This window comes from Acidobacteriota bacterium, assembly GCA_016196035.1.
Taxonomy (GTDB): domain Bacteria; phylum Acidobacteriota; class Blastocatellia; order RBC074; family RBC074; genus JACPYM01.
In genome coordinates this window covers 56286-80797 of the sequence record JACPYM010000091.1, presented here as the reverse complement: position 1 = coordinate 80797, position 24512 = coordinate 56286, and the positions used below count along the sequence as shown (strand labels likewise).

Sequence of the window (24512 nt, the reverse complement as noted above, 5' to 3'; positions counted from 1 at the left end):
CTTTGGCAAACTTGGGTTAGCGCGGCTTTTAGAGTGCGCGCGCGGGCCTGGGTACGCAGCGCTTCCAGCGTGCGGGCTTGGCGTCAGACCGAACAAGGCCGGAGGGTTGTCCTGCGGCCTCATTCCGTCCGCCGCCGAGTCCGCACGCTGGAAGCGCTGCATACCCAGGGTTACTTGATTGCGATTCTGACTGTGTTGGCTGACTTGCCGTCTAGCGTTAGCGCGACATCCACTTCACCGCGTCCCGCCAGGCTGCGCGGCAACGGTCCGATATTGAGTTGATCCAACCCCACCAAATCACCCTGCGCCCCGGCAAACGTCACCGGCACAGTCATGCCGCCAAGCGCGCATGTCACCGCCGCCAACGCACTGCGTCCGCGCAGGCCGGTGCCGAACAGCAGCAGGATGACTTGATCGCCCTCCGGCCCCAGATCAATTGGCGCAGTCACAAACCGCCCCGCTGCTGAATCAAACCGTGCGACCGGCTCGAAGGTTTGCACTTCGCCGCGCGCACGCAAGGCCACCGCTGCCGGGACGCCTTGACCGTTGGCGTTGGCGGCAAACAAGCCCGGCGCGACCGCCGCAATCCGCACCGCGCCGAGCGCGAGTTTGCCGCTGCCGCTGGTGATCGTCACCGTCGCCGCGCCCGCCGCCGTCCCCGCCGGCCCCGCAGCGGACCAGGGGCGGGACGGTACCGCGCGCGTCAGCCAGCGGTGTTTGAGCCGTTGAACCATTGGTGCAACGACGCTGTGCCGCTTGCTGACGCGCGCGGTACCGTCCCCACACACCGCCCCGTATACGCAATTGCAAACTGATCTAGAGAAGTGCTGGTTCGCATGACGCGCTGTCAGCAACTTTGTCGTAGAAGTAGCGGCCGCAACGCCTGCAACTCGTCCTTGAGCACATACGCGACGGCCCCCGCCTCTTGCGCCCGCTGCCGAAACTGGGGCTCGTCGAACTCCGTCACGATCACGACGCGCGTCCCCGGCCATTGCGTCGTGAGTTGGCGGGTCGCCGCGAGGCCGTCCAGTCCCGGCAGTTTCAAATCCATCAGCACCCAATCGGGCTGATGGCGGGCGTAGGCTGAGGACGCTGCCGCGCCGTTGTCGCATTCGTAAATGGCCTCGGCCAGGTCTTGCAGCAAGTGGCGTAGCAGGCGGCGCATGGCTTCGTTGTCTTCGACGATTAAGAGAGTCATTGCGCATCTCGGTGTGGTCGCGCTCCTGTTGTTTATTTTGGGACGGTCGCGAGCATGGCAGATGTAACGCTGGGCGCGCTTCGGTAGAAGTACCCTTTTTGTATGGGGAGTTCTCCCCAACAGAGGATGAGTGGAAGTAGCCAAGGAAAGCCCTGACAGGGCGTAATTCAATAGCCGTGGGCAGCGCCCACGGACAGGTTAGGCGCCAAGTTCAGCCCTGAAAGGGCGGACTATCACGTTGAGTTGTGCCCTTTCAGGGCTTGGTTTTTTTCGCCACGTCACCGGGGGCGTCGCCAAGCTTGCCCCCGGCTATTGAGTTGCGCCCTTTCAGGGCTTCACGGCAGATCGCTGCAATTTACCATTCACGTTTACAACTCATCGCGGTGTTCGAGCGCGTACCGCAACAGGGCATGCGGGCCTTTGAGTTCGAGTTTGGCGCAGATGTTTTCGCGGTGGTGTTCGATGGTGCGTGGGGCGAGGTGAAGTTCGTCCGCGATTTGCGGGCTGGTTTTGTAGTCGGCGATCAATTGCAGGATACGGCGTTCGGTGGGCGTGAGTGCGCCGCGCGTGGCGCGTTTGAGCATGAAGCCGGAGAGCGTGGGCGTGATGTAGGGTTGACCGGCGGCAACGGCGTGGATGCTGTGCAGCACTTCGGTTTGGGCGTCGTCTTTGAGCACGTAGCCGTTGACGCCGAGATCGAGGGCGGCGTTGAAATGCTGTTCGTCGTCGTATTGCGTGAGAAAGATGATGGCGCTGGGCAGTGCTTCGGCGCGGATGGCGCGCGCGACTTCAAAGCCGCTGAGCGGTTTCATCTTCACATCCAGCAAGGCGATGTGCGGGCGCAGGGCGCGCACTTGCGCGAGGGCTGCCGCGCCGTCGGTGGTCTCGGCGACGATCTTGATGCGGGGATCGGTGGTCAGCACCTGGCGCAAACCAAGGCGCACCAGCGCGCTGTCTTCGGCAATCAGGACGTGGATGTCGTCATTCGTGGGGTTCATCGGATTCGCTCCTTTTGGTCTGGGGTTGGCACGGCAGGGTGATCTTGAGGATGACCCCTTGGCCGGGCGCGGCCTCAAGCTGAAGCGTGCCGCCCAGCAGGCGCACGCGTTCGGCGATGTCGGTCAAGCCGAAGCTGCACGCGGGTTGGATTGTTTCGGGCGCAAAGCCTTGGCCGTTGTCGGTGACGGTCAGGCGCACGGCGCGCGCGTCGCAACTGAGTTCAAAGTGGGCCGCCGTGGCGTGCGAATGCTTGATGATGTTGTTGGCGCATTCCTGCGCGATGCGGAAGAGGCTGGTTTCGGCGGCGGGCGTGAGCAGGCCGCGCACATCGGCCAGGTCGCCGGTGAATTTAATCGGTGTGGCTGTGCTGAGCTTGGCGAGCAGGGCTTCCAGCGTGGCCGCCAGTCCGAGGTCGTCGAGTTGGTGCGGGCGCAGGTCATAAGCGATGCGGCGCGCTTCTTCCAAGCCCTGTTTGGCCCAGGTTTCGATTTCGTCGAATTGCACGCGCACGGCCTCCGGGTCTGCCGCCGCTTGCGCGCCCAGTGTGGCGCGGCTCTTGATGACCAGCAGGTATTGGTTGAGGTCGTTGTGGATTTCCGAGGCGAAGCGTTCGCGTTCGTGCTCTTGTGTGTCAATCAAACGGCGCGCAAACGCGGCCTGCGTCGCCTGTTGCTGTTGCGCGCGTCGTCTGCGCGTGCGTGCAACCAGCGCGATAAGTCCCGCCACGCTCAACCCGGCCAGCCCGCGAAACCACCAGGTTTGCCACCAATGCGGCAGCACGACGATGCGCAACGGTGGGCCGGGCGCGCCCCAAACGCCGTCGCTGTTGGCGGCGCGCAGGCTGAAACTGTATTGGCCCGGCGGCAAATGGCTGTAATTGGCGCTGCGCCGCGTGCCCGCTTCCACCCAGGTTTGATCAACGCCACTGAGTTGGTATTGAAAGGTGACGGCTTCGGAATGCAATAAACTCGTGCCGGTGTAGCGCAGTTCCAGATTGGTCTGGCCCGGCAAGAGGCGCACGCCGTCGCGCCAGGGCAACGCTTGCTGGTCAAGCAGGCTCTCTTCGATGAGGGCGGTCGGCGGCTGGGTGTTGCGCGGCACGTTGGCGGGATCAATGATCGCCACGCCTTCCATCGTCGGGAACCAAAGCTGGCCGTTGCGCAAACGCCAGCCCGCCGGTTGCCGCCCGCCGTTGCATTCGGCATCCCGCATCCCGTCCTGTTTGCCATAGGCCAGCGAGGAAATGCTGTGGCGGCGGCCTTCCGCCAATTCGTTCAGTTCGCGCTGGCTGACGCGGAAGATGCCGCGATTGCAACTGAGCCAGAAGCAGCCTTGCCCGTCGTCGAGCAGCCACGAAACGCCATCGTTGAACAAGCCCTGGCGCGAAGTGAAGGGCGTCAGCCGCCCGTCTTTCAACCGCGTCAGTCCGCCGTCATAGGTGCCGATCCAGAGTGCGCCCGCCGCGTCTTCGTAAAGGCAGCGCACCTGCCTGCCCGCCAGTCCTTCGTTTTCTGTCCAAGCTCTGAAGCGTTGGCCGTCCCAACGCGCCAGCCCGTTGTATGTCCCGATCCACAGGCGACCTTGGTGGTCTTCGAGCAGCGCGTGGCATTCGTTGCCGGGCAAGCCGTCCTGGGTGGTGAACACCGTCCATTGACCGTCGCGCAGCCGTGTCAGTCCGGTGCTCGTCGCAAACCAGTATGCGCCCGCGCGGTCTTGCAAAATGGCCCAGGTGTCGGCCAGCCCGTGTTCGCTGGAGAACCGTGTCCATTGACCGTCTTTGAATTGGCTGACGCCGCTGGCTGTGCCCCCGTTGGTGCCCGCCCAGAGCAGGCCCGCGCGATCTTCGTAAAGGGCGGTGACTTTGGCTTCGTACAGGCCGGCGGTATACACATAATTGTCAAAGATGCGGTCGCCCTGCTGGCGGGCAAGGGTGATGGCTCGAAACCAGACCGGCCCGGCGACGTAATGCGTGAATTGGCCCGCGTGGTAACGGCTCAAACCGCTACCCCATTTGCCCAGCCACACGTCGCCCTGGCGGTCTTCGAGCACGGAGTAAATGAGCCGGGTGACGTTGTAGCGGGGGCCAGGCGCTTCGGTCAGTATGCGCACGGGCCGTTGCCGATAGCAGTACAAACCCTCGTTGGCGCCAATCCAGAGCGCGCTTTCGCGGTCTTCCCAAAAGGCTGTGACGGTGAGTTTGTCATAAACGGTGCGGCTCTGCGCATCCACCCGAACGAGTTGGCCGGGCACAGGGTACCAATAATTGCCGTATCGGTCGGCAAAGTGACAGAGGCCCAGTGCCTGTGAGAGTTGAGCGGATGGTGGGGCAATGACGCTGAGTTGACCGCCGCGCAGCCGCACGCTGCCGCCGCGCGCGTTGATCCAGACGGAATCCTGGGCATCGGCCATGACCGCGTTGATCGTGAGATCGGGCAAGCCGTCCCGCGGCGTCAACGTCAGCACCAGTCCGTGCCGCAACAGGTGCAAGCCCGCCGCGCTGAGCGACCAGAGCATGTTCCCCCCAGCATTCTTGACCTGATACAGTCCCGGCAACCGGTCGCGCGCGCGAAAGACGTTGACCGGCCCGTCGCGCCAGGCGACGACATAGCCAAATTGCGCGCCGGTCAACCAGAGCAGTCCCGTTTCATCCTCGTCAATCTTGCCGATTTCATCGGTGGGCAAGCCGTCCTTGACTGTGTAAGAGTGAAACTGGCCGTCGCGGTAGCGGGTCAGGATGCTTTCCGGCGAACCCGCCCAGAGCGTGCCCTGACTGTCTTCGTAAAGGCAACGGAAACGGTTGGTCGCCAGCCCCGGCGTCGTGCTGCGTTTGAAGACGGTGAAACGCAAGCCGTCAAACCGCACCAGCCCGTCATTGGTCGCCAGCCACAGGTAGCCATCGCGCGTTTGCGTGATGGCGTTGATGGCGTTTTGCGGCAATCCGTCAGCGGTCGTCCAATGGTCGAGTTCGTTTTGCGCGGCAGCGGGCAGGCCAAGCGCGGCGAACAGACCTAAAGCCCCGAGCGCCCGGCGCTCACAGAAGAGCAGATTGGCGATCAACCGGCAGGGCATGGGCTGTCCCTTTTGCGCGCCGCGCGGGGCGGCGTTTGGTACTGAATGCTTGTGCTATAGTGCGTTGCGACTGACGCCACGCACTATAGCACGAAGCGGCGCGGGCGGTTCAAGCAGCGGCGTCAGAGGCCTGTCTTGACGCGCCTTTGAGCGTCACTTATAGTGCTGCGCGGTTAAACATCACGCGCTAAATTCAGAACCTTTCACCAAAGAAAAGAGAAGTAGTTATGGGCTTAGGAATGCCGGAAGTAGTATTGATCCTGGTAATTGCGCTGATCGTTTTCGGCCCGCGCAAATTGCCCGAGTTGGGCAAGTCGCTGGGACAAGCGATGAGCCAGTTCCGCAAAGCGTCGGACGAGTTCAAGCGCACTTGGGAACAAGAGGTCGAGTTGGAAAAGGTGCGCAAGAGCGACACCGTTTCATCCCACGATGGCTATGGTTACGACAGCCAGCACCACGGCGATGCGGCCTACGGGACTGATCCGGATTTCAATTATGGAGGCGACTCGTCAACCAGTGCGTCGCCTGCCGCCGAACCCGCGCCCGCCGCCTTGCCGGAAGCGCCTGCGACAGTAGCAGCGGCGGCGGCGACTGAAAAGAAGGCCGAGCCGCATTGGATTTAAGTTACAACGCAATGTTTGAGCAGCATTGGTTGCCGTTGGGTTCGCGGTTGCGTGGCCGCCGCCCCACGGTCAACCAATTTTTGTTTTGCGGGTGAGTGAGAGTTATGAGCGACGAAAAAACAACGGCGTCGAGTGCGGCTGATGATACCCACGACGAGGGCTTGCAGATGTCCTTTCTGGATCACCTGGATGAATTGCGTATGCGCATCATCCGGTCGGTCGTCGGCATCTCGATCTGCTTTGCGGTCTGTTTCATCTTTGCCAAGCAGATTTATCATTTCCTCGAAGTGCCCGTAAAACAGCAACTGCGCCGGGCGCGCATCGAGGAGCAGAAGAATGGTCTCAGCGTGCCGCTCGCCGAGATCAAGGAAGGCGAGACGCTCAATTACACTTTCTTGCAAGAAACCGCGTTGGGCGGCGTGCGCATTCAGCAGGGCACGACCATCCCGGTCAAAGCCGTCGCGCACGACGGCCAATTGGCCCTGGTGCTGGAACGCCGCTGGGCCATTGGCAACGCGGTGATCCCCGCCGGCAAGCTCATCACCGAAATCATCACCGAAGGCGAGCGCGCCAATGTTTATGGCGAAGACGACAAGCTGATTTTGCGCAGTGTGACCGGCGCGTTTTTGTTGTATGTGCAGGTCGCGCTTTACACCGGCATTGCGCTGGCGATTCCGTTTTTGCTCTATCAAATCTGGGCTTTCATTTCACCGGGCCTATACCAGCACGAAAAGAAATACATCACGCCGGTGATGATGATGGCGGCGGTGTTCTTCACGCTGGGCGCGACCTTCGCCTACAAGATCGCCTTTCCGGCGGCGTGCCAATATCTATTGGCCTGGCAGACCGACGGCGGCTTCCGCACGCTGCTCGATGCCGAAGATTACTTCAACCTGATCATCATGATTATGCTCGGCCTAGGCATCGTCTTTCAGATTCCGACGATTGCGTTTTTGCTGGGGCGCATTGGCCTGATTACACCCCGTTTGATGTTGAAGGTCTGGCGGCACGCCATCGTGATCATCGCCATTCTGGCCGCCGTGCTGACGCCGACGCCGGATGCGTTCAATATGATGGTGTTCATGCTGCCGATGCTGGGCCTGTATTTCTTGAGCGTGGGCATCGTTTGGATCTTTGGCAAACCGCGTCAGACCGATGCCGAAGTGGCGGCGGCGCTGGCGCAGAGCGAATAGCCAAGGCCCGCCACGCAGTCTGTGTTGCTTAACGAGAGGGTGGTAGAGCGCGTGCTCTGCCACCCTCTCGTTGCATTTAACGGCGTACCGGCGCCACCAACCCCTGCTGAAGCTGGGCGATATTGCGGGCGGCGGGGGAAACCTGATCGGCGCGCCAGCTTAAGCGGTACTTGGCGGTCGCCTGCGCCTGGCCGCCGATAAATTCCAAGCTCGCCACCACAATCGTTCCCATCTTTATTTGAACCACCGCGATATTGGGGTGGTAATACAGCCGTTCGGGCAACTGTAATTCGCGGCGCATCTGGTTGACGCGCGCATCGCACGGGCCAATTTCGGCCAGATCACTGCGCGGGTCTGTCAGGTTCAAAACGCCGTGCACTAACTCATGCAAGAGTGCGATGCCGACATCAAAAGACGCTTTGGCTTCACGCGCCCCACCCAAGCGGTCGAAGTCGGCAAAATCGAGTTGCACTTGAAAAATTGTTACGCGCTGGCGGTCTTCACCGATGACTTTGTCTTCCGTTTCGTTGATGCGGGCAAAGGCCACGGCGGGCGAGTTCTCGTGGCTTTCCAATTCATACAGGTTCGCGCTTTCCACCGCGGCGACCAGTAAGGCCCGCGCCGTCGCCGAACCGCCGGTCAGGTGCTGGCGGTCTCCCAGGGTCAAGCCACCCTGGGCATCAAACGCCAATTCGCTGAACCCGGTCTTTTGCCGCAGGGTTTGCTGGATGACTTGCAACTGATTTGCGTTCAAGCGCCGCGCGCCGCAACTGTTGCGCACGCCGGTTGGCTGGCGGGTCGTGTTGGGTTGGGCCGACACCGCGACGGAAAGCGCGCCCACCAGCAGCAATAATGCGGCGGATTGAACTGCGAGCGACCAAAAAATCGAGTGCTTAGTTGTGCGAGTCATTGTGCCACCTCCGTGTTTGCCTCTGCGGTTGTTCGTTCTCGGCGGCTTATGCGGAGACGGCAGAAAAAACCGGTAAAGGTGGCGGAACTTTTTTTTCTAAGCGGCAGGCGGGGCGTATACTCGCCGCACTTTCAACGAGATCAATCCAAACAATTTCAACAGATTGGCGGGAAAATGGCTTCGACAGGAAATTCGGGGTCGGCAGAAGTGACGCAACTCTTGCTTGCCTGGCGCGACGGTGATGCCGCCGCACTGGAGCGCTTAGTGCCGCTCGTGCATGCCGAACTGCGCCGCATCGCGCGCGGTTTTATGCGCAAGGAACAGGCCGGGCACACCTTGCAGACTTCGGCGCTGGTCAACGAGGCGTACATGCGGCTGATTGACGCCCGGCAGGTCGCCTGGCAAAACCGCGCGCATTTCTTTGCGATCTCGGCCAGCCTGATGCGCCGCATTCTGGTGGATTTCGCCCGCGAACGGCGCGCCCGCAAACGCGGCGGCAGCGCCCAGCAAGTCGTACTCGACGACGCCATGCTCGTCGGGCGTGCCCGTGGCGAAGATGTGCTGGCCGTGGACGAAGCCCTGCACGCGCTGGCCAAGCTGGATGAACGCAAAAGCAAAGTCGTCGAATTGCGTTTCTTTGGTGGGTTGAATGAGGCCGAGATTGCCGAAGCCTTGCAGGTTTCGCCCGAAACTGTGCGGCGCGACTGGCGGTTGTCGAAAGCCTGGCTGTTAAAGTTTCTGAGTGGGGGGAATGAGGGAGCGTAGCCGTCAGCCGGCCACTTAGATCGGTTTTCACTTCGGTGTATGGCAAAAAGCCGCGCCGCGGGACAGTACCGCGCGCGTGGGCAAGCGGCGCTTCGGCGTTGCGTCAGTCAGCCGTGCTTGCTCACGCGCGCGGTACTGTCCCCGCGCGCGTGGGCAAGCGGCGCTTCGGCGTTGCGTCAGTCAGCCGTGCTTGCTCACGCGCGCGGTACTGTCCCGGCGCGGCGCGCCTACCGTACACGCAAATGAAAACCGATCTAATACTCGTAATCCACCGATGCCACCTGTTCACAAATCTCTTTCGAGCGTTCGACTACGGGCAGGTGGTGTTCGTGGTTGGCGTAAATCGCCAGGTCGTCCAGATTGTGATAACTCGCCACCAAGCCCAGATCGAAGGCGCGCGGCGAACGCACTAAGTCGAAGCCAGTTTGGAATTCGACGATTTGGGAAATCTTGGACGGCAGCGCGTCGAGCATGGCGCGGAAGGCTTGCCGGTCGTCATCAGAGACTTCGGCTTTGAAACGGAAAATGACGATATGTTTAATCACGTTGGAATCCTTTCAAGCAAGAGTGGTAGGTCAGGGGGTTATTCGACGGCCACGTCAATGACTTTGAGTTGGCACGTCTCGCGGTTGTTCCAGTTATTGATTTCGGGGCGGCAGAGCACGCTGATGTGCCCAGTTTGTGTGGCTTGCGTCAGTTGCTTTTGATATTCGACGGCATTCCACCAAAGCGCCGGGATGGAATGGGTGCCATCATTGAGCGCCAGCTTCAAATGCTTCTCTTTCAGCACCTGCACGAGGCGCAATTGCACGTGGGGCAGCCAGAATAACGGCTGCGGATTGCCACTGCCGTGCGGTTCCAGCCGTTCCAACGAGCGCACCAACGCAGGCGTGATTTGCGCCAGTTTGATTTCGGCATCAGCGGTGTAGCGGCGGCCCAGCGCTTCGTCATCGAGCATCTCGGCGGCATAACGATTCAGCCGGTATTTCAATTCGTCCAGCTTGTCGGCCTTGATCGTGAAGCCCGCCGCCATCGGGTGCCCGCCGTATTTCACGAACAGATCGGAGACGCTGTCCATTGCTTCGACGATGTGAAAGCCGTCAATCGAACGCGCGCTGCCGTGGGCCATGCCTTCTTCGTTGATGGCGGCGATGAGCGTCGGGCGCCCAGTCTTTTCGACCAGTTTGGAACAGGCGATGCCGACTACACCACGATGAAAGCCGTCCGCTTCCTTGCCGGAAAGTACCAGCACGCGCTCCAACCGGTCGCCCAGAAAGTCAATGAAGGCCAGCAGCCGCGTCTGCAAGGTGAGTTGAATCTGTTGCCGCTCTTTATTCAACTCATCCAGGCTTTGCGCCAGCGCGGCGGCTTCCGCATCCGTTTTGGCGTCGAAGAGCGACAGCACGGCGTTGGCGTGGGCGATGCGCCCGGCGGCATTGATGCGCGGGCCTAGCCGGAAGCCTACGTCAAAGGTGGTGACCGGATTGCCGACCTGGGCGACTTTGAGCAGCGCGCGCAAGCCTGGATTCGGCGTCGGTTCGCTCAGCGCCTGCAAACCGTGGCGGACGATGGCCCGGTTCTCGCTGGACGACAGGTCAACCATATCGGCGACGGTGCCGATGGCGCTCAGTTTGGCGAGCGAACTAAGTAGCGCCGCGCGTTTGGGATGTTCAGCCAGCAGGGCCTCGGCCAGTTTCAGCGACACCCCGCAGGCGGCCAGATGCTTGTTGGGATAGCCTTCGCCCGATGAACCCTTGGGGCAGAGCACGGCGAAAGCATCCGCCGGCACGTCTTCGCCATCGGGTAAATGGTGGTCGCAGATGATGAGGTCAATCCCGAGTTCTTTGGCTAAGCGCGCTTCGGCGTGCGATTTGATTCCAATGTCAGCCGTCAGGATCAGTTTGATGCCCTCGTTCGCGGCTTTCTCGACGATCTGTTTCGACAAGCCGTAGCCTTCGGTAAAGCGGTCGGGGATGTAACAAGACAGCAGTCCCTCGCCGCCCAGCAGGCGCAGCACCTGGGACAGAATCACGCTGGAGGTCGTGCCGTCTACGTCAAAATCGGTCACGACCAGGATGCGCTCGCGATTTTGAATGGCCTGACGCAGGCGTTCGACTGCTAGCGGCATGTCACGAAGCAACGTGGGCGAATGCAAGCTGGCCGGGAACTCCGGGTTGAGAAACTGGCTGATCTCTTTGGCGTCGGTCAAACCACGATTGAGCAGGCAACGCAGCACGAGTTCATCTTCGCCGGTTTTGGCCTGCAAGGTTTTTAATGCCGCGTCGTTGGCGGGGCTGCTGGCCGTCATTTGCCAGCGCGCGCCGGTCAAGCCGCGCGTGATTTTGGTCGGAGCAAGGATCATCACAGCAATTCAATTTGGATTTTATGTGTGAAAAGAAAGTGCGGCGAGTATGCCGGGCGCAATAGTAAAGCGCAAGCCAGTCTTTGAGTTACGCGGCTGAGTTCAGGCAAGGGCTGAGGCTCTAAGTAGAATGAAAGAAAAATTCCGAAAATTCCTGGAACCTTTCAAGCGCTATAGCGTGCATAGCGCTGTGTGTAGTTTGTGTGAGGTGATCAGCCGCGCAAGAGCGCAAGGTCGGTCACCTCGATTTTTTTGTCCCGAACCCGATCCACCACCCGACGCATCCTGAGTTTTCGCCTCGCCGCTATTAGCTTGCCACCCGTTGTGCTATAGTCCGGCCCGACTTTTTTTAAGCCCCTGCGGATTTCCGACCGGCATTATTCTTCTATTTTGCGGGAAGTTTTTATGAGACCTATCGTCAATTTAGCGCGCGCTCCGTTTCGCAACCGGCGGCTGTTCTGGCTGGTGATACTGGCGATTTTCGGCGTGTCCTCTTATTTCGGGTTGAGCGCGGTCGAGGAGAAGGTGCAACTCGAACGCCAAAAAGTTTCGCAAGCAGAAGCCTTGAACCGTCTGTTGCCAAAGGCTACGCCCGAGAGTAAGAAACCCGGCGCGAAAGAAACACCTGCCACCGTAACCATCACACCCGACAAAAACCGCGAATTACTGGCGGCCAACGAACTGATCGAACGCCGGGCTTTCTCGTGGTCGCAATTGCTCAACGACATCGAACATCACATCCCGGCCAACGTCCGCGTGCTGCGCATCGCCGTCAACAAGGTCAAAGCCAAAGAGCAAAACACGCTGGCTGGCGGCGCCAAAAGCGATGACCGCACTGTCGCGCTGACGATGGAAGTGGTTGGCAAATCCACGACCGACGTGACCAAGATGATTACCGATTTTGAGCGCACCGGCGTGTTCACGGTCAATCCGCGCGAAAAGAAGCTGATCGAGGGGATGGAGGATGTCCAGTTCACGCTGGATGTCGAATACACGCCGCCTGTGCCGCGCGGCTTGCGCGCGATGAACAACAGCCAATTGGCGGAGAACCGAAAATGAATTTGTTTCAAGACCTCAATTTCCGCGAACTTTCCGCTGATTTGCGTGACCGCTTTAGCGCGTTGAAACTGAGCCTGGTCGAGACGATCTTTCTGCTCGCCGCCCTCGGCTTTGCCATTTTTGTCGGCTTCTTTTATGTCACCAAAGTTCAGCCGCTGAATGGCGAGATCGAAGAGTTGCGCAACCGCCAGGCCGCACTGTTGCAAAAAGGCGCGGATGAAAAGAAACGGCTGGCCGAATTGGAAAAACAGCGCGCCAATGCCGAGGGCATTCTCAACAGCCTCTACCGCTTTGAGGATTATTTGCGCCGCGGCCAGACCGGCAAGGCGGCGCTGATTGACGAATTTGAAGAGTTAGCCAAAAAGCACAAAATCGTGACGGGCGATTTCGGCTTCAAACCCGTCGTGGCCGAACCGCTGGTGGACGCGCAGGGCCAACCGATCAAAGAGGCCGTGCGCAGTGACCGCATCAACGTTTATCCGGCGCTGGGCGTGGACACACAGGTCATCGGCGATTATCCGAATCTGCGCCGCTTCCTGGCCGATTTGGAAAAGAGCCGCCAGTTTCTGATCGTCAACGCGGTCGCCTTTCAAGGTGAAGCGGACAAGGTCAAAGCTGCGGCGGCCAATGCCAAAGGCCGCATGCCGCACCTGGACGATCCGAATTCGATCCCGGTCACCTTGAAGATTGAGATGGAAACATATTTTCAGAAACAATAGCCGCCGGGCAGAGTGAGAGGAAGGCGCGGCAAGGCCCTGCCAGGTTTCAAGGTCAGCCGGTGTCAAAGTGATAAAAGGGAAATAAAAGGTTCGCAAATGGCTTCGCAGGAAAATCAAGCGCCCGAGTCGGCGCAAGAACAACGAAAGAAGGTTTTCGCGGGTGTGCTGGTCGCGCTGATGATCTTCGTGTTTTGGTGGCAAGACCCTTTCGGGCTTTTCACCCGCGAAGATGCTGGCGCCAAGCCTGTCGCGAACGCCCAACCCCGCACTTCGCCCACGCCCAAAGGCTCGCCCACCCCGCAGCGCCGGAGTATCGAAGAGGTCGTCACCGACCCGCTGCATCCGGAATTGGCTTCATACAAGAACACGCCGCTGGATGGGATCGGGCGCAACATCTTCGTCTATCCGACACCGACGCCGCCGCCGACACCAAGACCGTTACCGCCAGCACCGCCAGCGCCCACGCCGCCCATCACACTGGTCGGCGTTAATCCTGCCGGGGTAATTGGCAAAACAGGCGAATTCACGCTGGCCGTGACCGCCTTGAAAGTGCCCAGCGATGCGCGCATTTTTTTGGATGGGCGAGAGATTCAGACCAAGCTGATTGATGAATCGCATTTGACCGGCATGGTGACCGCCGAAATGATCCGCAACCCCGGCAATCTGGGTGTGCAGGTGCGCAGCGCGAGCGACGCCCAGATGTATTCCAATTCGCTCTCGCTGAATGTGGCTGAGCCGCCCGCGCCGCCGTACCGCTATGTCGGTTTGAAGGTGAGCAAAAACGGCGCGATTGCCGTGCTCAAATCGCAAGCTGACGACGAAGTCTTTGATGTCACGAAGGGCAAGATCATCGGCAAACGCTGGGAAGTGACGAGCATCACTTCGACGCGCATCGAATTGTTTGATACGCAGATCAAGGTGCCGCATACGATTGCGTTCACCGGCGACGGTGGTTCTTAAGCAACGGGGAACACGATGAAAACACACGCAAAGAAAGGCCGCCGCGACCGGGGCTACCTGCTGGTTGGTTTGCTGGCGATGATGACCATCTCGCTAGTGGTGATGGCCGCCGCCCTGCCGCAGCTCAAATTCGAATCGCAGCGCGAACGCGAAGAGGAAATGCTCTGGCGCGGGCAAGAGGTGGCGATAGCGCTGGGCCAATTCAGCGGGATGAAAGGCGGGCAGTTGCCGAACACGTTGGAAGAGTTGGTGGAGGGCATCACCGTCGGCGTCAAAAAAATGCGGTTACTGCGCAAACACGCGCTTTGCGATCCCATGTTGCCGTGTTCCGGGGAAAAGTCGAATTGGCGTCTGGTGCATCCGGGCGATCAGGTAATCGCTTCGATGGTGTCGAGCTTGCAGGCTTATCAGCAAAAGAAAAAGGATGACCAGATGCTGGTCAACCAAATCAATCAGGCGATTGTTATTTTGCAACGCTATGCGCCGCGCATACAGTTGCCGGGACAAGCGGAAGGTTTGGGGGGCACCTCCCAAGATGGGCAGAACCCTCAAAATCCGACGAATCCCACTGCTCAAACCGAACCGGGCCGTTCGCTGCTGGGCGGGTTGCAATCTGACCAGAAACCGATTGTCGGGATCGTCAGCCGCAGCAAAGATCGCACGGTGCGCCAGATTCTGGATCTCGAGCAATACGACCAGGAACTTTTTTATGCGGGTGGCATTGTGATCGCGGGCGGTTTTTATACGCCTTACTTTGCAGGCACGGCTGGCCCGCAAACTCCACAGGTCAATCCGTGTCCGAACGGCGGATTTTACCTGCCAGACGAAAATGGAAAGTCGCGTTGTTTTGGCGGATTGTTTGATGGCCAATGCCCGCCGCCGAAAAAGATGGTCAATGGTGTTTGCCAGTAGCCGATTCACCGAAGACCCTTTGCCAAAAAATTGAGGGAGTATTGCCCCCCGATGAATGTATTGGTGACCGGCGGCGCTGGCTACATCGGCAGCGTCGTAGTCGAACAACTGCTCCAACACGGCCAGCGCGCCGTGATTTATGACGACCCCGGCACCGGCCCGGGTGCAAGCTTCAATCCTGACGCGCCCTTCGTGTCAGGCGCGCTGACCGATCAAACAACCCTCGCCGCCGCTTTTGAACAACACCAAATCGAAGCCGTCATTCATCTGACCGCTGTGCAACAACCCAGCGCCGCGTTTAACGATCCGCACGCCAGTTACCAAAACAATCTGATCAACGGCCTCGCGCTGCTCGAAACCATGCGGCAAACTGGTGTGAAAAAGTTGGTCTTTGCTTCCAGCGCCGCCGTTTATGGTGAGCCTGCCAGCATCCCCATCAAAGAAGACGCGCCCTTGCAACCGCTCAATCCTTACGGCGAAAGCGTCTTGGCCTTTGAGCGCGCGCTGCGCTGGTACGAAGAAGCGCACGAGTTGCGTTATGCCTGTTTGCGCTGTTTCAACGTCGCGGGCGCCACCGCCACGAGCCGCCCCGATACGCCCACGCACCTGATCCCGACCGTCTTGCACGCGGCTGCCGGGCAAGTCACCAACGTGGATGTGTTTGGCGAAAACTACCCGACGCCGGACGGCACCTGTGTGCGCGACTATGTGCACGTATTGGACGTGGCCGAGGCGATTGTGCTCGTGGTGCCTGCACTGGAAAAAGCTAGTTGTGTCTACAACGTTGGTCACGGCAACGGTTACTCTGTCGCCGAAGTCGTCGAGATGGCCCGTCAAATCACCGGCACTTGGATTTCGACGGAAGCTGCTCCGCGCCGCCCCGGCGAGCCTGCCGTGCTGATCGCCAGCCCCGACAAGCTCATGCTCGAACTGGGCTGGCAGCCACGCCAGAGCGAGTTGGATGTGATTCTTGAATCTGCTTGGCGAAGAGTAGTCGGTAGCCAGTAGTCGGTAGTCGGTTCTTTGTGTTCAAAGACCAACTGTTGACTACCGACTACCGACTACCGACTACCACCCATGCGCATCATCGCCGGACAATACAAAGGCCGCCGCTTGAAAACGCTCGACGGCTTGCGCGTGCGCCCGACTTCAGATCGTTTGCGCGAGACGGTCTTTAACATTCTCGCGCCGCGCATCGCAGGCGCGCGCTTCGCCGACATCTGCGCCGGTTCCGGCGCGCTGGGAATTGAAGCCCTGTCGCGCGGGGCGCGTGAGGTCGTCTTTATCGAAAACAATCGCCGCGCGGCGCAAATCATCAGCGAGAACTTGCAGCATTGCGGTATCGAAGCGGGCGTGCGCGTCATCAATCGCGATGCGTTGACGGCGTTGAAATACCTGGGCGAAAAGCCGGTGCAATTCGATCTTTGTTATCTCGATCCGCCCTATGACGCGCAACTCTATTCGCCCATCCTGTGGCTGTTGGCGAAACAGCCGCTGCTGGCGGAAAATGGCCTTGTCGTGGTCGAACACCGCCGCCAAGCACCGCTGGCGGAAAGTTTTGAAACGCTGCGCGCCTATCGCACTTTGACGCAAGGCGAGACGCAGTTGACGTTTTACCGTCATGAACACAACGAAACAGTTTCATAACCAAGGAGCCGACATCGTGCCGCGCCGCGCCATTTATCCCGGCTCCTTCGATCCGCTGACCAACGGACATCTCGATCTGATCGGACGCGCCAGCAGGCTGTTTGACGAAGTCATCGTCGCGCTGCTCGTCAATCCCAACAAACAGCCGCTCTTCACTGTCGAAGAGCGCGTGGCTTTGTTGCAGGAAGTTTTGCCACCGCGCTTTGCCAACGTACAGATCGAGACCTTCTCCGGTTTGTTGGTCGAATATGCGCGGCAACGCCAAGCCTGTGCCGTCATTCGCGGTCTGCGTTCGGCGGCGGATTACGATTACGAATTGCCGATGGTGCTGATGAACCGTCACTTGCATCCCGGCGTCGAAACTGTCTTTCTGACCGCCGCACAAGAATACGCGCACATCAGTTCGAGCCTGGTGAAAGAAGTGTTCAGACTGGGCGGCGACATTGACGCGCTGGTGCCGGACGCGGTGAGCCGTCGAATGAAAGAGAAGCTGCCCAAATAATTCAGACAGACGAGAGTACCCATGACTACTGCTTTCCCCGCTTCCAACCGCGCCAACCTCACGCGCCTGTCCGCCACCGCCGCCGTCGTCAACGCCGCCGCCAAGTTGCGCGAACAGGGCGTCAATCTGGTAGACCTGGGTGCGGGCGAACCCGATTTCCCCACACCCGCGCATATCAAAGACGCCGCCAAACGCGCGCTCGATGAGAACTTCACCAAGTACACCGCGACGAGCGGCATCTTGCCGTTGCGGCAGGCCGTGTGCGGCTATATCAACGGCCACTTCGGTTCGGATTACGCGCCCGAAGATTGCTGCATCGTAGTGGGCGGTAAGCAGGGCATCTTCAATGGCGTGTTGGCACTGATCAATTCGGGCGACGATGTGCTGGTCGAAAAGCCCTGCTGGGTTTCCTTTCCTGAAATCGTCCACATGGCCGAGGGCAATGTTGTGTGGGTCGAGACCGAGCCAACCGACTTTCACCTGACCGCTGCCGCTGTTGAAGCGGCCCTCACGCCGCAAGCCAAACTGCTCATCATCAATTCCCCTTCCAATCCGACCGGGCGCGTCATTGATCCAGCGGAGTTCAAGCAAATCATCGAAGTCGCGGTCGCGCAGGGCCTGTGGGTCATCTCAGACGAATGCTATCTGCAATTTGTTTATCCGCCGCAACAGCCGTTTTCCGCCGCCGCCTTGCCCGCTGAATTGCGCGAGCGCGTGCTGATTGCCGGTTCGCTTTCCAAAACGTATGCGATGACGGGCTGGCGCGTGGGTTACACGCTAGGCCCGCGCGCGTGGATCAACGAGATCATCAAGGTGCAAAGCCAGTCGGCCACACACGCGGCTTCGATTGCGCAACGCGCGGCTATCACGGCGCTGACCGAAACGCAGGAACCAGTCAACGCAATGCTGGCCGAATACCAGCGCCGCGCCGAATGGTTTATCCCCGCGCTCAACGCAATCCCCGGCATCGTGTGCGGGCGGCCCGAAGGCGCGTTCTATGCTTTCCCGAACGTCAAAGGACTGATGAGCGCCTGTGGCTTCGCTACGTCCAAAGAAGTCGCCGACGAATTACTGTGGAAGCACGGCGTCGTGACGACTGATGGCGGCGCGTTCGGCGCGGAAGGGTACCTGCGGATGTCCTACGCAAATTCGCTCGCAGCCTTGCAGGAAGCTGTGCAGCGCATTCGCCAAATGGTTGAACAGCGCGTCACGCACCAAAGTGAAAAAAAAGCGCCCTGAATCCTGAATCACGGTTCCTGATTCCTGATCCGGAAAAGGCCAAGAACTTTTGCGGTTCAGGGAACAGGGTTCAGGAATCGGGATTCAGGGTGTAGTTCTCAAGGCTGCGGCTGGCCACACGACTTGAGCGGCGGGCAAAATGTGCTTGCAATTTTAGCGCGCATCCACATCATGCCTGTGGCAGCTTAAGCTGAAGACGTCCCCACATCCCCACAAACACACCGCCCCGTGTCATCCCGTTCCTTTTAATCGGCCCCGAACCATCTCTTTTAACGGAGCATGAAAATGAACCATCCGACAGGGAAGCAGTCTGTGCGGAAGACGATCATCCAAATAGTCAACGCGACGGCCATGCTGCTGGCGTTGTTGTGCGGCTTGGCCTCCGCTGCCTGGGCGCAAAGCAATCCAGCCAATTTCGTCACCATCCGCGAAAAGGCTGGCGTGACGACCAAACAGTATCCAATTCAACTGGGGCGTGTGTTCGTACAAGGTGAAATCCCGAATTTCCCACGCGCTGTGCTCAATGGCACAGGTCTGACGACGCAAGCCGATGTCAAAAGCCGCTGGCCTGACGGCTCGGTCAAACACGCGGTGCTGACGTTTTATCTGCCGACGCTCAGCGCGCGCAGCAGCGTCACCATCACCTTCATCAATCAAACGTCGGGCAACAATACCGGCTTCATGTCCAAACGCGAGATGCAGGCGTCCAAACTCAATTTCGACGCCCTGACAGAATTGACACAAGGCGGCAGCGTGAGCGCCTCGGCGCGTGACATGCTCGACGCCGACAAGTTTGAGTATTGGAACAAGGGTTCCGTCTCGACCTCGATCATTCTGGCCGATCACAGTTTGGCGCGCGCCTTCGATTTGGGCTTCGACGCCAATCGCTCGGTGCGCCCGCTCTTTCACGCGACGTTCTGGCCCGACATCCGCAAAGTCCGAATCCGTTTCATCGGCGAAGTCGCTAACACCATCGCGCTGCAAGACCAAAGCTATTCACTGAAATTAAAGCTGGGCCGCACCGCCCCACAAACCGTTTACAGCAAGGCCAATCTCACGCAACACGTCGCCAGCCGCTGGACAAAGGAATTCTGGCTAGGTGGCGCACCGCCGGCCATCGAGATCAATCACAACCTGGCCTATCTCAAACAAACGCGCGCACTGCCGAATTACGACACCGGGCGGCTCGTGCCCGAAGCGGCGTTGAGCGCCGCTTATAACGATCCGTATAACGGCTGGGCGGCCGCGCCCAAAGATTTGTTCGACCGCGGTAATCTGACCAAGCTGATGCCGACCGCCGGTGGGCGCGATGAAATTGGCCCGTATCCGACTTGGCTCGTGTTGTGGCTGTTTACCGGCGACACGCGCATGCAGGAAAAGACTTTTGGCAATGCCGAACTCGCCGCCGCGTTCCCGGTGCACTTCCGCGAAGGGTTGAATGGCCGCAATTTTGACCGCAACAGCAGCACGCCCGCGTTGGGCAAAGTCTTGTCGTTGACCGCGCGCCCGACCGTCTTTCTTTACGCCGGGAACGATTACATTAACTACTCAGAAACTGTCTCGGCGGACAAAATCGTGCCGGTGGGAACGATGACGAATGGTGGCTGGCGGCCCGATAGTGCGCATCAGCCGGATTACTTTTCGCCGCTTTATGCAGTTACGGGCGATTACTTTTTCCTGGAAGAAATGTATTTCTGGACAGCCTGGAGCGCGGCGGGCACCAATTTTACCGACACCTATTTTTGGGGGCGCGGCCCGGCGGGCGATACCGGCGGGATTCAAGACGAAGTGCGCGGCGATGCCTGGGCCTTGCGCACGCGCGCGCAAACGGCCTGGTTTGCGCCGGATGGCACGCCTGAAAAAACGTACTTCACGCGCCTGGTCAACGACGCCATCGGCATTTGGGAAGGCACGCTCAGCTTGACCGGCACGCCTAATCAAAACACCGCCAATTGGAACTGGGGCAACACCGTCGCGGTGAAGAAGTATTACGACGAGCAATGGCCGAACTATTTCCCCTACAACCCCGTTCTGCCTCCGCAGCGGGTTTGGGATCGCGGGCCGGTGGTCTTTGCGGATAGCACCGACATTGACCCCGCCAAGGCCTCGCGGCGCACGCAACCCTGGCAGATTCACTTTATGATCTATTCGTTGGGGCGCGCCAAGGAATTGGGTTTCGCCACCGGCCCTTTGCTTTCGTGGGTCGCCCCGGTCTTGACCAACGAACTGACCAATCCGGCTTACAACCCTTATCTGGCGGCGTCGTTTATGATGCCGACGCTGCAAAAGCTCACGCCGGGCGATCAGTATTTCAGCAATTGGGCGGACACGCGCAGCGCCTTTGTCGCCAGCTATGCCGCCAATGCCCAAGCCGATTTCGTCAGCCAGTTGGCCGATGCCAATCACGGCTACCCGGCGATATGCATGGCGGCGGCGGCAATGGCGGCGGCAGAACCCAATGGCGCACAGGCCTGGACGTTCATTCAACAACAAGTCGTCACCCCGGCTGCGACACTCAATGACAATCCGAAGTGGGCGATCTTGCCGCGCTAAATCAGGGCAACAAACATTGGGACAGAGCAACCACGGGGAACACGGGGAAACCCACTACCTATCAGCCTCTCCGCGATCCCCGTGACCCCCGTGGTTGAATCGTAGTTCAAGAGGGATTCTATGAAACACAAAACCGCACTTTTATTTGCATTACTCTGGCTGACGGGCGCGGCACGTGCACAAGTCATTCCGCTCAAAGCCGGTCAATCCGAAACTATACGTTTCGACAATGTGCGCCCGTTGGAAAAAGGCCCGCCGCCTGCCGCCTTCCAAAACATCAGCGCGCAAGCCAGTTTTGCGCTGGACGCCACGGGCACCATCCTGACCATCACGCTGCAAAACACGGCGGCGGGGCAAGCCAATGCCGTGTTGTATGCGCTTGATCTCGGCTTGTCGTTCAAGCAGATCAATCAAACGCGCCTGGAAGCTTCGTTCAGCGAATATCCGGATGGAGCCGAGTGGTTAGGGCCGGTTGACAGCGCCGCGCCGACAGCGGGGACAGGCACCAGCACGTTTGCCGCAAAACCGGCCGTCTTTCGCCGGTTGCAGGAATTGCTCGATACCAGAAACAATTTGTCCGCCGATTTTTTACGGACAGGGCAAAGCGGACGCATCACCCTTCAGCTACTTAACAGCGCCACGTCGCGCGACCAGCAGTTGCGCCTCGAACCGCGCCTCTACTTTCTCGCGCCCGATCCGAACGCGCCACAGACCAAACGTTTGCCACTGGCGGTCACCGGCGCAGCGCGCGTCAACAAGTAAGGCGCGGCGCTAAAAGACAAAAAAGAAGGAGGGCAAACCCCGGATACGGTTTTGCCCTCCTTGCTTCGCTTGCCCTTTTTGTTTAACGCCAGCCGCCGCGCCCTACGCCAACAACTTATCAATCACCAACCCGTGCACATCCGTCAGCCGGTAATCGCGGCCCTGAAAACGAAACGTCAGTTTGGTGTGATCGAAGCCTAGCAACTGCATGATCGTCGCGTGCAAATCGTGCACATGCACCGGGTCTTCGGCGACGTTGAAGCCCAATTCATCCGTCTGGCCCAGTGTGACGCCCGGCTTGAAACCGCCGCCCGCCACGAACATTGAGAACGCTTTGTTGTGATGATCGCGGCCCAGTGCGCGCCCGGCTTCGGGGTCGCTCTCGACCATCGGCGTGCGGCCAAATTCGCCGCCCCAGATGACGATGGTGTCTTCCAGCAACCCCCGCTGTTTCAGGTCATGGATCAGCGCCGCCGTTGCTTGATCGGTGTTCTTGCACTGGCTGAGCACGCCCTTGCGCACCTCGCTGTGGTGATCCCAAGCTTCGTGGAAAAGCTGCACGAAGCGCACGCCGCGTTCGATCATCCGCCGCGCCAGCAGGCAGTTGTTTTGGTAGGTGTTTTTGCCCGGCTCCGCGCCGTACAGCGCCAGCGTCTCTGGCGATTCCTTGGACAAATCTATCAACTCCGGCCCGCTTTCCTGCATACGATAAGCCATCTCGAACGAATTGATGCGCGTCGCAATTTCAGAGTCACCCGTCGCGTCCAGATGATGCTCGTTCAGGTCTTTCAGCGCATCCAGCGTCTGCCGCTGCATCGCGCGTGTGATGCCGCGCGGATTGGTGAGCGACAAAATCGGTTCGCCCGTGCGGCGGAAGGGCACGCCCTGATAAACCGTCGGCAAAAAGCCGCTGCCCCAATTGCCCGCGCCGCCGCTCGTCCCGCCCGCCGAAGTCAGCACCACAAACGCCGGCAAATCCTGCGATTCGCTGCCCAGCCCGTAAGTCACCCACGCGCCCATGCTCGGACGCCCGAATTGCACCGAGCCGGTATTCATCATGATCTGGCCCGGCGCGTGATTGACCGCATCCGTCATCATCGAACGGATGATCGTGATGTCATCGGCGACCTTGGCGAGATGCGGCATCGCTTCAGAAATTTCCGCGCCCGACTGGCCGTGCTTGCTGAACTTCAATTCGGTGGCATAAAGCGCGGCATCCGGTTTGATAAAGGCGAGGGTCTGGCCTTTGAGCAACTCGGGCGGGCAGGGCTTGCCGTTGTATTTCGCCAGGCCCGGCTTGTAATCAAAGGTCTCGAATTGCGAGGGCGCGCCCGCTTGGAACAGGTAAATGACGCGCTTGGCTTTGGCTTTGAAATGCGGCTGTTTGGGCGCAAGCGGATTGCGGATTGCGGATTGCGCAAGCATGGTTTGGCCCAACAGGGAAGTCAGCGCGATGGAACCCAGCCCGACGCCGCATTCCCGAAAGAAGTGCCGCCGGGTGAGCAGCTTTTTGAATTCGAGTTTGATTTCGTCTTGGTAATTCATTGGTTGTTCCTTGCTATGCCAAAAGCTTTTCTTGCACCACGCCATGCACATCCGTCAGCCGGAAATCGCGCCCCTGAAAACGATAGGTCAGCTTCTCGTGATCGAAGCCCAGCAGGTGCAGCAGCGTCGCGTGCAAATCATGCACGTGGACGCGGTCTTCGGCGACGTTGAAGCCCAAATCATCGGTCGTCCCAATCGTCACGCCCGGTTTGATACCGCCGCCCGCGAACCACATCGTAAACGCATTCGGATGACGATCGCGTCCGTCGTTGCCGCCCTGCACCATCGGCGTGCGGCCAAATTCGCCACCCCAGATGACCAGCGTATCGTCGAGCATGCCGCGCTGTTTCAAATCCTGCACCAAGGCTGCGCACGCCTGTTCGGTGTCCTTGCAATTCTTGGTCAGGTCGCGCACCAGCGAACCGTGCTGATCCCAGGCTTCGTGCATGATTTGGACGAAGCGCACGCCCTTTTCGACCAGCCGCCGCGCCATCAACACCGAATTGGCGAACGAAGGTTTGCCCGGTTCCGCGCCGTATAAATCCAAAATGTGTTTCGGCTCCTTGCTGATGTCAGTGGCTTCGGGCGCGACCTTTTGCATCTTGAAGGCTGTCTCGAACGAATTGATGCGGGTGGCGATTTCCGGATCGCCCGTCGCTGCGAGTTGCATGCGGTTCAGCCGGTTGATGGTGTCGAGCGTGGCGCGTTGCAGCTCATCATCTACGCCGCGCGGGTTGGAAAGATACAGCACCGGATCGCCCACCGTGCGGAATTGCACGCCCTGATAAACCGTCGGCAAAAAGCCGCTGCCCCAACACGCGTTGCCGCCGCTCGGCCCCTTGCTGCCCGTGCTGAACGCGACGAAGGCGGGCAAGTCCTGCGATTCGCTGCCCAGCCCGTAAACCGTCCACGCGCCAAAGCTCGGACGCCCGAAAATCATCGCGCCCGTATTCATCAGCAATTGGCCGGGCGCATGGTTGAACGCATCCGTGACCATTGATTTGACGATGCAGATGTCATCCGCGATTTTGGCGGTATACGGCAACAGTTCGGAAAGCTCCGCGCCACTTTTGCCATATTTGGCGAACTTGAATTTCGGCCCCAGCAGCGTCGAGTTCGGATTGATGAACGCCGCGCGGTAGCCTTTCAGCAATTCCGGCGGCGGCAGCGTGCCGTCAAATTTCGCCAGCGCGGGTTTGTTGTCGAAGAGTTCGATGTGGCTCGGCCCGCCCGCCATAAACAGGTAAATGATGTTCTTGGCCTTGGGTTTGAAGTGCGGCTGTTTGGGGGCGAGCGGATTACTGGATTGTGGATTGTGGATTGCGGATTGCGGATTGTTTTGTGCCTGTGCGTAACCCGCTTGCGTGAGCAGCGAGTTCGCAGCAATGGCGCCCAAGCCGACGCCGCATTGTTCGATGAACCAGCGGCGGCTGCTGTCTGGCGGTTGAATGGATTCCGGTGTTTTCATAAGTTCCTGTTTCTGCGCTCGGTTGCG

Annotated in this window: 22 protein-coding genes; 13 read left to right on the top strand and 9 right to left on the bottom strand. The window is 59.6% G+C overall.

Translation table 11 applies throughout. The features are described from left to right. Positions 1 to 170: 170 nt before the first annotated feature. The 4 genes from HY011_26655 to HY011_26640 form a co-directional block, all read right to left on the bottom strand. The gene (locus HY011_26655) at positions 171 to 734 is read right to left on the bottom strand and encodes a hypothetical protein (GenBank protein ID MBI3426524.1); all 564 of its coding nucleotides are present in this window, start codon (positions 732 to 734) and stop codon (positions 171 to 173) included. A gap of 113 nt (positions 735 to 847) precedes the next feature. Next, on the bottom strand, positions 848 to 1198 hold the full coding sequence (locus HY011_26650; GenBank protein ID MBI3426523.1) for a response regulator transcription factor: 351 nt from the start codon (positions 1196 to 1198) through the stop codon (positions 848 to 850). Positions 1199 to 1566: 368 nt separating this feature from the next. Next, positions 1567 to 2196, bottom strand: a complete 630-nt coding sequence (locus HY011_26645) for a response regulator transcription factor (protein MBI3426522.1) — start codon at positions 2194 to 2196, stop codon at positions 1567 to 1569. Further along, on the bottom strand, positions 2180 to 5266 hold the full coding sequence (locus HY011_26640; GenBank protein MBI3426521.1) for a hypothetical protein: 3087 nt from the start codon (positions 5264 to 5266) through the stop codon (positions 2180 to 2182). Before HY011_26640 ends, HY011_26645 begins: the two co-directional genes overlap by 17 nt. Before the next feature lie 227 nt (positions 5267 to 5493). Here HY011_26640 and HY011_26635 point away from each other — a divergent pair, with 227 nt between their 5' ends. Further along, positions 5494 to 5889: a TatA/E family twin arginine-targeting protein translocase gene (locus HY011_26635; GenBank protein MBI3426520.1), complete on the top strand. Its 396-nt coding sequence runs from the start codon at positions 5494 to 5496 to the stop codon at positions 5887 to 5889. Between the two features lie 104 nt (positions 5890 to 5993). Further along, entirely contained in the window at positions 5994 to 7082 is a 1089-nt protein-coding gene (gene tatC, locus HY011_26630; protein MBI3426519.1) for a twin-arginine translocase subunit TatC, read from the top strand. A 76-nt stretch (positions 7083 to 7158) separates the two neighbouring features. On the opposite strand, the gene HY011_26625 is transcribed toward tatC, so the two are convergent. Next, positions 7159 to 7992, bottom strand: a complete 834-nt coding sequence (locus HY011_26625; GenBank protein MBI3426518.1) for a hypothetical protein — start codon at positions 7990 to 7992, stop codon at positions 7159 to 7161. Positions 7993 to 8166: 174 nt separating this feature from the next. Here HY011_26625 and HY011_26620 point away from each other — a divergent pair, with 174 nt between their 5' ends. Beyond that, positions 8167 to 8757, top strand: a complete 591-nt coding sequence (locus tag HY011_26620) for a sigma-70 family RNA polymerase sigma factor (protein MBI3426517.1) — start codon at positions 8167 to 8169, stop codon at positions 8755 to 8757. 254 nt (positions 8758 to 9011) lie between these two features. On the opposite strand, the gene HY011_26615 is transcribed toward HY011_26620, so the two are convergent. Together HY011_26615 and recJ are read right to left on the bottom strand one after the other, a co-directional pair. Beyond that, a complete protein-coding gene (locus HY011_26615; protein MBI3426516.1) occupies positions 9012 to 9302 on the bottom strand; it encodes a Dabb family protein in 291 nt (96 codons plus the stop codon). Between the two features lie 38 nt (positions 9303 to 9340). After that, on the bottom strand, positions 9341 to 11122 hold the full coding sequence (gene recJ, locus HY011_26610) for a single-stranded-DNA-specific exonuclease RecJ (GenBank protein ID MBI3426515.1): 1782 nt from the start codon (positions 11120 to 11122) through the stop codon (positions 9341 to 9343). Positions 11123 to 11524: 402 nt separating this feature from the next. On the opposite strand from recJ, the gene HY011_26605 reads away from it, so the two are divergent. The 10 genes from HY011_26605 (at position 11525) to HY011_26560 (ending at position 21472) form a co-directional block, all read left to right on the top strand. Continuing rightward, positions 11525 to 12178 (top strand): hypothetical protein, encoded by a 654-nt coding sequence (locus HY011_26605; GenBank protein ID MBI3426514.1) that lies wholly within the window; start codon positions 11525 to 11527, stop codon positions 12176 to 12178. Next, entirely contained in the window at positions 12175 to 12897 is a 723-nt protein-coding gene (locus HY011_26600) for a hypothetical protein (GenBank protein MBI3426513.1), read from the top strand. The genes HY011_26605 and HY011_26600 overlap by 4 nt, the downstream gene beginning before the upstream one ends. Before the next feature lie 96 nt (positions 12898 to 12993). Continuing rightward, entirely contained in the window at positions 12994 to 13857 is an 864-nt protein-coding gene (locus HY011_26595) for a hypothetical protein (GenBank protein ID MBI3426512.1), read from the top strand. A 15-nt stretch (positions 13858 to 13872) separates the two neighbouring features. Beyond that, entirely contained in the window at positions 13873 to 14769 is an 897-nt protein-coding gene (locus HY011_26590; protein ID MBI3426511.1) for a hypothetical protein, read from the top strand. Positions 14770 to 14820: 51 nt separating this feature from the next. Beyond that, complete coding sequence (galE, locus tag HY011_26585) at positions 14821 to 15777, top strand: UDP-glucose 4-epimerase GalE (GenBank protein MBI3426510.1); 957 nt, start codon at positions 14821 to 14823, stop codon at positions 15775 to 15777. A gap of 69 nt (positions 15778 to 15846) precedes the next feature. After that, complete coding sequence (gene rsmD / locus HY011_26580) at positions 15847 to 16416, top strand: 16S rRNA (guanine(966)-N(2))-methyltransferase RsmD (GenBank protein ID MBI3426509.1); 570 nt, start codon at positions 15847 to 15849, stop codon at positions 16414 to 16416. Beyond that, positions 16391 to 16918, top strand: a complete 528-nt coding sequence (gene coaD, locus HY011_26575; protein MBI3426508.1) for a pantetheine-phosphate adenylyltransferase — start codon at positions 16391 to 16393, stop codon at positions 16916 to 16918. The genes rsmD and coaD overlap by 26 nt, the downstream gene beginning before the upstream one ends. Positions 16919 to 16939: 21 nt before the next feature. Further along, positions 16940 to 18157 carry a pyridoxal phosphate-dependent aminotransferase gene (locus HY011_26570; GenBank protein ID MBI3426507.1) on the top strand — a complete coding sequence of 406 codons (1218 nt, stop codon included), beginning with the start codon at positions 16940 to 16942 and terminating at the stop codon, positions 18155 to 18157. Between the two features lie 285 nt (positions 18158 to 18442). Continuing rightward, the gene (locus tag HY011_26565) at positions 18443 to 20710 is read left to right on the top strand and encodes a hypothetical protein (GenBank protein ID MBI3426506.1); all 2268 of its coding nucleotides are present in this window, start codon (positions 18443 to 18445) and stop codon (positions 20708 to 20710) included. 120 nt (positions 20711 to 20830) lie between these two features. Beyond that, positions 20831 to 21472: a hypothetical protein gene (locus HY011_26560; protein ID MBI3426505.1), complete on the top strand. Its 642-nt coding sequence runs from the start codon at positions 20831 to 20833 to the stop codon at positions 21470 to 21472. Between the two features lie 102 nt (positions 21473 to 21574). Here the strand turns inward: HY011_26560 and HY011_26555 are convergent, their stop codons facing one another. Continuing rightward, positions 21575 to 23017, bottom strand: coding sequence for a DUF1501 domain-containing protein (locus HY011_26555; GenBank protein ID MBI3426504.1), 1443 nt, complete (start codon positions 23015 to 23017; stop codon positions 21575 to 21577). A gap of 13 nt (positions 23018 to 23030) precedes the next feature. Next, complete coding sequence (locus HY011_26550) at positions 23031 to 24485, bottom strand: DUF1501 domain-containing protein (GenBank protein ID MBI3426503.1); 1455 nt, start codon at positions 24483 to 24485, stop codon at positions 23031 to 23033. Between the last annotated feature and the right edge of the window lie 27 nt (positions 24486 to 24512).

What these genes read in the sequence shown, in the direction of transcription:
- HY011_26655 (MBI3426524.1), bottom strand. Translation starts at nt 734, where the DNA reads ATGGTTCAACGGCTCAAACACCGCTGGCTGACGCGCGCGGTACCGTCC.
- HY011_26650 (MBI3426523.1), bottom strand. Translation starts at nt 1,198, where the DNA reads ATGACTCTCTTAATCGTCGAAGACAACGAAGCCATGCGCCGCCTGCTA.
- HY011_26645 (MBI3426522.1), bottom strand. Translation starts at nt 2,196, where the DNA reads ATGAACCCCACGAATGACGACATCCACGTCCTGATTGCCGAAGACAGC.
- HY011_26640 (MBI3426521.1), bottom strand. Translation starts at nt 5,266, where the DNA reads ATGCCCTGCCGGTTGATCGCCAATCTGCTCTTCTGTGAGCGCCGGGCG.
- HY011_26635 (MBI3426520.1), top strand. Translation starts at nt 5,494, where the DNA reads ATGGGCTTAGGAATGCCGGAAGTAGTATTGATCCTGGTAATTGCGCTG.
- tatC (MBI3426519.1), top strand. Translation starts at nt 5,994, where the DNA reads ATGAGCGACGAAAAAACAACGGCGTCGAGTGCGGCTGATGATACCCAC.
- HY011_26625 (MBI3426518.1), bottom strand. Translation starts at nt 7,992, where the DNA reads ATGACTCGCACAACTAAGCACTCGATTTTTTGGTCGCTCGCAGTTCAA.
- HY011_26620 (MBI3426517.1), top strand. Translation starts at nt 8,167, where the DNA reads ATGGCTTCGACAGGAAATTCGGGGTCGGCAGAAGTGACGCAACTCTTG.
- HY011_26605 (MBI3426514.1), top strand. Translation starts at nt 11,525, where the DNA reads ATGAGACCTATCGTCAATTTAGCGCGCGCTCCGTTTCGCAACCGGCGG.
- HY011_26600 (MBI3426513.1), top strand. Translation starts at nt 12,175, where the DNA reads ATGAATTTGTTTCAAGACCTCAATTTCCGCGAACTTTCCGCTGATTTG.
- HY011_26595 (MBI3426512.1), top strand. Translation starts at nt 12,994, where the DNA reads ATGGCTTCGCAGGAAAATCAAGCGCCCGAGTCGGCGCAAGAACAACGA.
- HY011_26590 (MBI3426511.1), top strand. Translation starts at nt 13,873, where the DNA reads ATGAAAACACACGCAAAGAAAGGCCGCCGCGACCGGGGCTACCTGCTG.
- galE (MBI3426510.1), top strand. Translation starts at nt 14,821, where the DNA reads ATGAATGTATTGGTGACCGGCGGCGCTGGCTACATCGGCAGCGTCGTA.
- rsmD (MBI3426509.1), top strand. Translation starts at nt 15,847, where the DNA reads ATGCGCATCATCGCCGGACAATACAAAGGCCGCCGCTTGAAAACGCTC.
- coaD (MBI3426508.1), top strand. Translation starts at nt 16,391, where the DNA reads ATGAACACAACGAAACAGTTTCATAACCAAGGAGCCGACATCGTGCCG.
- HY011_26570 (MBI3426507.1), top strand. Translation starts at nt 16,940, where the DNA reads ATGACTACTGCTTTCCCCGCTTCCAACCGCGCCAACCTCACGCGCCTG.
- HY011_26565 (MBI3426506.1), top strand. Translation starts at nt 18,443, where the DNA reads ATGAACCATCCGACAGGGAAGCAGTCTGTGCGGAAGACGATCATCCAA.
- HY011_26560 (MBI3426505.1), top strand. Translation starts at nt 20,831, where the DNA reads ATGAAACACAAAACCGCACTTTTATTTGCATTACTCTGGCTGACGGGC.
- HY011_26555 (MBI3426504.1), bottom strand. Translation starts at nt 23,017, where the DNA reads ATGAATTACCAAGACGAAATCAAACTCGAATTCAAAAAGCTGCTCACC.
- HY011_26550 (MBI3426503.1), bottom strand. Translation starts at nt 24,485, where the DNA reads ATGAAAACACCGGAATCCATTCAACCGCCAGACAGCAGCCGCCGCTGG.